Origin of the sequence: Rhizobium sp. PEPV16 (assembly GCF_008919455.1) — a bacterium.
GTDB lineage: Bacteria > Pseudomonadota > Alphaproteobacteria > Rhizobiales > Rhizobiaceae > Rhizobium > Rhizobium leguminosarum_Q.
In genome coordinates this window covers 1-7,828 of record NZ_VSZV01000281.1, presented here as the reverse complement: position 1 = coordinate 7,828, position 7,828 = coordinate 1, and the positions used below count along the sequence as shown (strand labels likewise).

Annotated in this window: 6 protein-coding genes and 1 pseudogene; all 7 read right to left on the bottom strand. The window is 61.9% G+C overall.

Going from position 1 to position 7,828, the window contains the following annotated elements; genetic code table 11:
- Positions 1-571: pseudogene (locus FY112_RS37680) on the bottom strand (carbohydrate ABC transporter permease); the annotation flags it as partial.
- Positions 568-1,521 carry a sugar ABC transporter permease gene (locus tag FY112_RS12850; RefSeq protein WP_151518521.1) on the bottom strand — a complete coding sequence of 318 codons (954 nt, stop codon included), beginning with the start codon at positions 1,519-1,521 and terminating at the stop codon, positions 568-570. The gene FY112_RS12850 and the pseudogene FY112_RS37680, both read right to left, overlap by 4 nt.
- Before the next feature lie 125 nt (positions 1,522-1,646).
- Positions 1,647-2,909 (bottom strand): ABC transporter substrate-binding protein, encoded by a 1,263-nt coding sequence (locus FY112_RS12845; RefSeq protein WP_151518520.1) that lies wholly within the window; start codon positions 2,907-2,909, stop codon positions 1,647-1,649.
- A gap of 88 nt (positions 2,910-2,997) precedes the next feature.
- Positions 2,998-4,518, bottom strand: coding sequence for an aldehyde dehydrogenase family protein (locus FY112_RS12840; RefSeq protein WP_131629490.1), 1,521 nt, complete (start codon positions 4,516-4,518; stop codon positions 2,998-3,000).
- Positions 4,518-5,297: an enoyl-CoA hydratase/isomerase family protein gene (locus tag FY112_RS12835; RefSeq protein WP_017960060.1), complete on the bottom strand. Its 780-nt coding sequence runs from the start codon at positions 5,295-5,297 to the stop codon at positions 4,518-4,520. Before FY112_RS12835 ends, FY112_RS12840 begins: the two co-directional genes overlap by 1 nt.
- On the bottom strand, positions 5,290-6,903 hold the full coding sequence (locus tag FY112_RS12830) for an acyl CoA:acetate/3-ketoacid CoA transferase (RefSeq protein ID WP_131710323.1): 1,614 nt from the start codon (positions 6,901-6,903) through the stop codon (positions 5,290-5,292). The genes FY112_RS12835 and FY112_RS12830 overlap by 8 nt, the downstream gene beginning before the upstream one ends.
- A gap of 9 nt (positions 6,904-6,912) precedes the next feature.
- Positions 6,913-7,828: substrate-binding domain-containing protein (locus tag FY112_RS12825; RefSeq protein ID WP_151518519.1), on the bottom strand; the 916-nt coding region annotated here is incomplete at its 5' end.

The window sequence follows — 7,828 nt, the reverse complement described above, 5'->3', positions numbered from 1 at the left end:
TCGTGAAGCCCAAGCCATAGACGACATGCACGAAGACCAGATTGACGGTCGGATTACCGAAGCCGAAGTTGAAGCCCGTGGCATTCTGCAGCGTCATGCCGAAGCGGCCGAGACTGCCGAGGATCGTTGCCATCGGCAACAGCACCGACTGGAACGGAATAAAGCAGGCAAACAGCATCAGCCCGAACACCAGCGTGTGGCCGGGAAAGCGCCATTTGGTCAGCACATAACCGTTGAGCGCCCCCATGATGGTGGAGATTGCCACAGCCGGCACCACCATCTTAATCGAGTTCCAGAAGTAGCCCTTGATACCGGCGCAGGTCAGCCCGACGCAGGTCTCGCCCCAGGCCTTGATCCAGGGATCGAAGGTCGGCGATTGCGGCAGCGCCAGCATGTTGCCGTTCTGGATCTCGTCCATGGTCTTGAACGAGGTCGTCAGCATGACGAAGAGCGGCATCAGATAGAGGACGGCGAAGATCAGCAGCAGGCCGTAGATGACGGTGCGGCCGATCCAGCGGGTATTGTTGCTGTTCTGCGCCCTGTCGGCTGTCGGTGAGATGATCGCACTCATCGCGCCTTCTCCTTCAGTTCGGAATAGAGATAGGGAACGATGATCGCCGAGATCGTCATCAGCATGATGATGGCGCTGGCCGAGCCGACGGCCATCTCGTTGCGCTTGAAAGTGTATTCATACATGAAGTTGGATGGCAGCCAGGCCGAGCCGCCAGGGCCGCCCGAGGTCAGCGCCACCACCAGGTCGTAGGACTTGATCGCCATATGGGCGAGCACGATGAAGGCGGACAGAAAGATCGGCCGCAGCAGCGGAATGACGATGCGCCGGTAGAGCTGGAAGGACGATGCGCCATCGATCTGGGCGGCCTTCATGATCTCGCCGTCGATGCCGCGCAGGCCCGCCAGGAACATCGCCATGACGAAGCCGGACGCCTGCCAGACGCCGGCAATGACGACGGTGTAGATGACGAAGTCCTTGTTCTTGATCCAGTCGAAGTGGAAGCTCGTCCAGCCGAAGTGGTGCAGCGTCTGTTCCAGCCCGAGGCCGGGATCGAGGAACCATTTCCAGGCAACGCCTGTCACGATGAAGGAGAGCGCCATCGGATAGAGGAAGATCGGCCGCAATACGCTCTCGCCGCGGATCTTCTGATCAAGCAGGATGGCAAGGAACAGACCGAGCGCCAGGCAGATGCCGACATAGAGGAAGCCGAAGATCGCCATGTTGGTGATCGAGGTGTACCAGGAGGACGGCGGATCGCTCTCGAAGGTCCAGCGCCACAGCCGCTGATAGGCGCGTGGCCCCGTCAGCGCATAGGAGGGAAAGGTCTTGGAATTGGTAAACGACAGATAGGCCGTCCAGACGATGAAGCCGTAGACGAAGATGATGGTGATGACGAAGCTCGGCGCCAGCACGATCTTCGGCAGCGCATCCTGCAGCCGGCCCCTCAACGAGATCCCCGTCGATTGCCTCGGCGTCAGAACCGGATCGGTGGTCGCAACGGTGCTCATGGAATGTCATCTCCTGCCTGCATAATCGTCCGGGCAATCGCCCCGCATGATCATCCCGTATGATCGGGGCGGAGCCTGAAGCTTCCCCGCCAGCAGACGGGGAAGCGTTGTCATCACACGTGGTCTCAGCGGGCGTCGTCGATCGCCTGGACGAGCTGCTTGACGGCTTCGTCGGAGGTCTTGATCTGGCCGTGGACGAACTTCGAGACGACATCCTTATAGGCATTGGCGATCGCCGGCGGCGCGCCGTAGCCTTGCGCCAGCGAGCCGAACAGCGTGCCGCCTTCGTTCGCTGCCTTCAGATCGGCGATGCCCTTCTTGCCGCAGGCGTCGAAGTCGGTGTCGGGAACGTCGGTGCGGGCCGGCACCGAACCCTTGACGACGTTGAAGGCCGACTGGAAGCTCTTCGATAGCGTTGCGGTGGCCAGCGCCACCTGGGCCGCCTTGCGGTCGTCTGGAACGTTGAACATGCCGAACATGTCGGAGTTGTAGACCACGCTGCCGTCGGTGCCGGGGAAGCGGTAGCAGAGGAAGTCGGTGTCCGGCGTCTTCTTGGCGGCGACGAATTCGCCCTTGGCCCAGTCGCCCATCACCTGCACCAGCGCGTCACCCTTGATGACCATGGCGGTCGCCAGGTTCCAGTCGCGGCCCGAGAAGTTCGGATCGACATATTTGATGATCGTCGCCAGATTGTCGAAGGACTTCTTCATCGTGTCGGACTTCAGCGATTCCTCGTCGAGGTCGTTGAAGGCCTTCTTGTAGAACTCCGGACCGCCGGTCGACAGCACGATGGAATCGAACATCGTCGCTTCCTGCCAATTCTGGCCGCCGAGCGCCAGCGGGATGACGCCTGCGGCCTTGGCCTTGTCGAGCAGGGCGATCAGTTCGTCGAAGGTCTTCGGCTCAGTGCCGCCGATCTTGTCCATCACAGCCTTGTTGATCCACAGCCAGTTGACCGAGTGGACGTTGACGGGGGCAGCGACCCACTTGCCGTCATAGACCGAGAACTTCTGCAGGGCTGCCGGAACCGACTTGTCCCAGCCTTCCTTCTTCGCCGTCTCCGTCAGATCGCCCATGACGCCCGCCTCGGCATAATCAAGCACGGTATAGCCCAGCATCTGCGAGGCGGTCGGATAGGTGCCGGCCGCAACCATCGCCTTCAGCGCCGTCATCGCCGCATCGCCGCCACCGCCGGCAACCGGAACGTCCTTCCAGGCAAACCCTTCCTTCGACAGATCCTCCTTCAATACGTTCAGCGCCGCAGCCTCGCCGCCAGACGTCCACCAGTGCAGCATCTGCACTTCTTTCACGTCGGCGGCGTGGGCGGACACGCTAGCGCCGGCCAGAGCCAATGCAATCATTGCGGTCGTGGTCAAAAACTTATTCATCGAAGAACCTCCCAGTTCAAATTTGGAAGATGCGGGACCCATTCCCGCACCAATCACCCGCCCTCCCGGGGCGTAGTTCAGCCGCCGGCTAAGCCGGCTTTTCCGTCTGCGGCATCCACCAGCTGGTGCGTTTGCCGATATGCATGTTGAGTGTCTTGGTCTCGGTGTAATCTTCGACCGCATGGCGGCCGAGCTCGCGGCCGAGGCCGCTTTGCTTGTAACCGCCGAAGGGAAGTTCCGAGGCGCCGTCCATGAAGGTGTTCATCCAGACCGTCCCCGCCCGCACCGACCGGCCGATCGTCAGACACGTGTCGAAATCGCGGCTCCAGACACCGGCTGACAGGCCGTAGTCGATGGAATTCGCAATCCTGATCGCTTCGGCTGATGTCTCGAATGTCAGGACCGAAAGCACCGGACCAAAGACTTCCTCGCGCGCCACGGCCATATCGGGGGTGACCTCTTCGAGGATCGTCGGCGACATGAACTGCCCCATGCCGAGATCGAGCGTCTCGCCGCCATGTGAGACCCGGGCACCGCTGCTCCTCGCGCCGGTTACGTATCCCGATATCTTCTCTAGATGCTCAGGCGTGATGATGGCGCCGACCTGCGTCGAGGGATCGAGCGGGTCGCCGACCTTCACCGCCTTCGACAGCTCGGCGATCCGCTTGACGACATCGGAAGCGATTGATTTGTGAAGGATCAACCGCGAGCCGGCGTTGCAGCACTCGCCGGCATTGAAGTATGCGCCGAAGACCGCGGCATCGATGAAGGCATCGAGATCGGCATCCGGGAACACGATCTGCGGGTTCTTCCCACCCAGTTCCAGCGAGACCTTTTTCAGCGTCTGTGCGGCATTCGACATGGTCAGCTTTCCGACGCCGGTCGAGCCGGTGAAGGACACCATGTCGACGCCGGGATGCGACGTCATGACCGCGCCGACCTCGGGTCCCGTACCGGTGACAATGTTGACGACGCCATCCGGAATGCCTGCCTCCTGCAGGATCTCTCCCAGCACCAGCGTCGATCCTGAGGTCAGTTCCGAGGGCTTGACGACGGTCGTGCAGCCAGCGGCCAAGGCGAATGGCAGCTTCTGGCCGACGATCAGGAACGGAAAATTCCAAGGCGTGATGATCGACACTACGCCGATCGCTTCGCGCAAGACGACGCCGAGCGTGCCGTCGCCGAGCGTGTTGTAGCTTTCACCGTGAAGGTCGCGGGCAAGAGCCGCCGCATAGCGCCATATGTCAACGGAGCCTGCAATTTCTCCCCGCACCTGTGTGATCGGCTTTCCTGCCTCGATAGCATCGAGAAACGCCAGCTCCTCTGCGCGCGCTGCGATCAGATCGGCCGCCTTGAGCAGGATCGCGGAACGTTCGGCAGCGGTCATTCGGGGCCAAGGCCCCAGGTCGAACGCCTTGCGTGCCCCGGAAATCGCACGCTCGGCGTCCCTCTTGCTGCCGGTCGGAAACCGGCTGACCACGACACCATGGCTCGGGGCGACACGCTCGATCGGATCGGAGGAACCAGCCTCCCATTTGCCATCGATGAGCATCTTGAAATCACGCGCTTTGTGGTCGCTGAGCGCGGTGGGGTTGACGAGAACCGTCATTACCATTCTCCCTTGAACGTTGCCGGGCGCTTCTCGCTGAATGATGCGACGCCCTCCTTCAGATCGCCGGTCTTCGCAGCGAGGATCGAGCCCAGGGCTTCGACCGCGGTTCCATTGTCTTCGCCGTTTGCCGATGCGATCATCAACTTTGCGATCTCGGTCGCAGCCGGCCCCCTTGCGGCGATCCGCTGCGCATATTCCCGGGCGGCCGCGAGCGCGTTTCCTGTGGGAACAACCACGTCTACGATCCCGAGCAGGCGTGCCTCCTCGGCGGTGAATATCTCGCCGCCCAAGGCCATGCGTCGGACGGCCTGCGCCCCGAACCGGCGCACAAGACGCTGGGTCCCGGACCAGCCCGGTACCATGCCAAGGCCGGTCTCGGGCAGGCCGATCTTGATCTGCTCCTCGGCGAGGCGAATGTCCGCAACCCCTGCAAGTTCAAGGCCTCCCCCGAGAGCATGGCCGTTCAGAGCCGCGACCAGCGGCATCCGGAGCGTCGCCAGTCTTTCGAAAATGCGATGGCCATGCCGAACCCAGAGATGACCGAACTCCTGAGGCAACATTCCGCCCCAGGCCTTGATATCGCCGCCGGCGGAAAAGCCCTTTCCTTCGCCAGTGAGAATGGCGGCGCGCACATTGGCGTTCGCCTCCACCTCGTCGGCCGCGTCCGCCAACGCCTTGAGCATGTCGAGATCGAGCGCGTTCAGCTTCTCCGGACGAGAAATCGTCAGCGTCGCAACATGTCCATCGACGTCAATTCTGATTGTTCCGCTAGCCATGGAAGCTGCCCTCCAGTGTCCGCGCCCTCTTTTCTGGAAGGGACAGGCCGATGTTTGCCTCCCCAAAGAGCGCGGCGTCCATGACCTTCAGGTCAGGCGCCATGATCAGCGGAAATTCCGACTGATCGAGAATGTGGGACTGGAGATCGACACCGGGCGCAATCTCGGTGAGGACGATGCCACCAGGCGTCAGCTTCATCACGCACCGCTCGGTGACATAGGTGATATCCTGCCCCTGCTCGATCGCGCGCCTGCCGCTGAAGGTGACATGTTCGACCTCGTTCACGAGCTTCTTCAGCTTGCCTTCCTTCTCAATGAGAAGGGCGCCATCGGCGATCGCAAGCTTCGCTCCGGCATTGAACATGCCTGAGAAGACGATCTTCTTTGCCCGCGCCGTGATGTCGACGAAGCCTCCGGCGCCAGCCGTCACGTGCGGCCGGAAGGAGAGCTTGGAGACGTTGACCGAACCGTCTTTGCCGATCTCGAGGAAGGACAGCAGCGACGCATCGAAGCCTGCACCCTGGAAATAGGTGAACTGATAGGGAGACGGCATATAGGCGTCCGCATTGGACGCGCAGCCAAAGGCGAAGTCGAGCAGCGGCACCCCACCGACCGCGCCTTGCTCGATGACCCAGGTGACTGCGCCGTGAAGCCCTTCCTCCAGCAGAATTCGCGGCACGTTGGCCGATATGCCGAAGCCGAGATTGACGCAGCTTCCCGCTTGCAGTTCCTGCGCAACACGACGCGCGATGACTTTCTGAACATTGAATTCCGGAACGCTGAAACTATCGAGCGGGCGGAAGATCTCCCCGGAAATTGCCGGATCGTATTGCGTCTGCGTCGTCTGCTTCTGTTCCGGATCGACGACCACATAATCGACCAGCATTCCAGGCACGCGGACGTCATGGGGCTTCAGCGAGCCTTCCTTGGTGATCCGCTTGACCTGGGCGATGACGATGCCACCATTGTTGCGTGCGGCAAGCGCCTGATCGAGACCGCCGAGATAGGCGCCTTCATGCTCGTATGTCAGGTTGCCACGTTCGTCGGCGGTGGTGGCGCGGATGATGGCGACCTCAGGGACGATCGAGGGAAAGAACAACCAGTCGTCTCCCTCGAAGCGCACGCGCTTGACCACCGGATGTTCCGAAGCAAGGCCGTTCATCGCGCAACCCTGCCGCTCTGGATCGACGAATGTGTCGATACCGATCTTGGTCAGAACGCCCGGCCGCTTCGCGGCGGCTTCTCGATGAATGTCGAACAGGATGCCGGAGGGAATGTTGTAGGCCGGGATTTCGTTGTTGGTGATCATTTGCCAGATCAGCGGCGGCTCAGACGACGACGGGCCGGACGGATAGGAACCACCGATGATGCGCTTGAGCAGCCCCTTCTTGGCGATATGGTCGACGCCCTTGATGCCGCTCATGTCGCCGGCAGCGATCGGATGAAGGCTCGTGATATCACGAGGATGGCCGGTCGCATCGAAACGCTCGCCAATCGCCTTCAGCATGAGGTCCGGGCAACCGAGACCGCTCGAGGAAGACACCGTTACAACAGCGCCATCCGGGATCAGCGCGGCTGCTTCGGTCGGGGTGAGATGCTTCTTCATGGGCATTACTCAGAGTCCTGTTTCGATTTCTACGCTCCGGCGGGCTCCGCAGCTCTCGCGAACGACCAGCCGAACCGCTGTTGTCACCGTCTCCGCCTCGGCCTTGCCCGCATTGATCTGCTTCAGAAGCAGCTGGGCGCCGCGGCGGCCAATGCCCTGCGGATCGACCGAGACCGTCGTGAGCGCGGGAACCGCCGCCTGAGCCTCGATGACGTCGTCGAAACCCACGACCGCGAAGTCGGAGCCGGGCTCCAGACGGCGCGCACGCAATCCGTCGCAAACACCGAAGGCGACGGCATCGTTGAAGCAGACGGCGGCCGTCGGTTTGTCGGAAAGAACGATGGCTTTTCCGATCGCCTCTCCCCCGCCGGCTCGCGAAGGCGCGGATGAGACGACAAGTTCTTGGTGATAGTCGAGCCCGGCTGCCTCCATGCCGCTTCGGTAACCGGCAAGGCGGTCGTCGAAGACAGCGGTGTCGGGAAAGCCGCCGAGAAAAGCGATGCGCTTGTGACCAAGCTCCGCCAAGTGCTTGACCGCAGACATCATGCCAGCCCGGTTGTCGGAGACGACGGACGAGACCTTGGCGCCAGGCAGGTTTCGCACGACCACCACCACCGGAATCCCTGCGGCGACGAGCGGCTTGAAGTCTGCGGCATCGGTGGCGCGCGCCGGCGACACGATGAGCCCCGAAATGCCATGTTCCCGCATCGATGCGACAACCTCACGCTGCCTGTCGATGCTCTCGCTGGTGTTCGACAGGAACTGCACGAATCCGGCCGACTGAACGACCATATCGACGCCGACTGCCAGCTCCGCAAAGAAGCTGTTCGTCAGGTCGTTCACGACGACCCCGATGATCCTCGATTTGGCACTGGCCTGCCGAAGATTGGCTGCGCCGCGATTGTAGACGTAGCCCAGCTCGCGC

Coding starts and splice junctions, on each gene's coding strand:
- FY112_RS12850 (WP_151518521.1), bottom strand. CDS start 1,521: ATGAGCACCGTTGCGACCACCGATCCGGTTCTGACGCCGAGGCAATCG.
- FY112_RS12845 (WP_151518520.1), bottom strand. CDS start 2,909: ATGAATAAGTTTTTGACCACGACCGCAATGATTGCATTGGCTCTGGCC.
- FY112_RS12840 (WP_131629490.1), bottom strand. CDS start 4,518: ATGACGGTTCTCGTCAACCCCACCGCGCTCAGCGACCACAAAGCGCGT.
- FY112_RS12835 (WP_017960060.1), bottom strand. CDS start 5,297: ATGGCTAGCGGAACAATCAGAATTGACGTCGATGGACATGTTGCGACG.
- FY112_RS12830 (WP_131710323.1), bottom strand. CDS start 6,903: ATGAAGAAGCATCTCACCCCGACCGAAGCAGCCGCGCTGATCCCGGAT.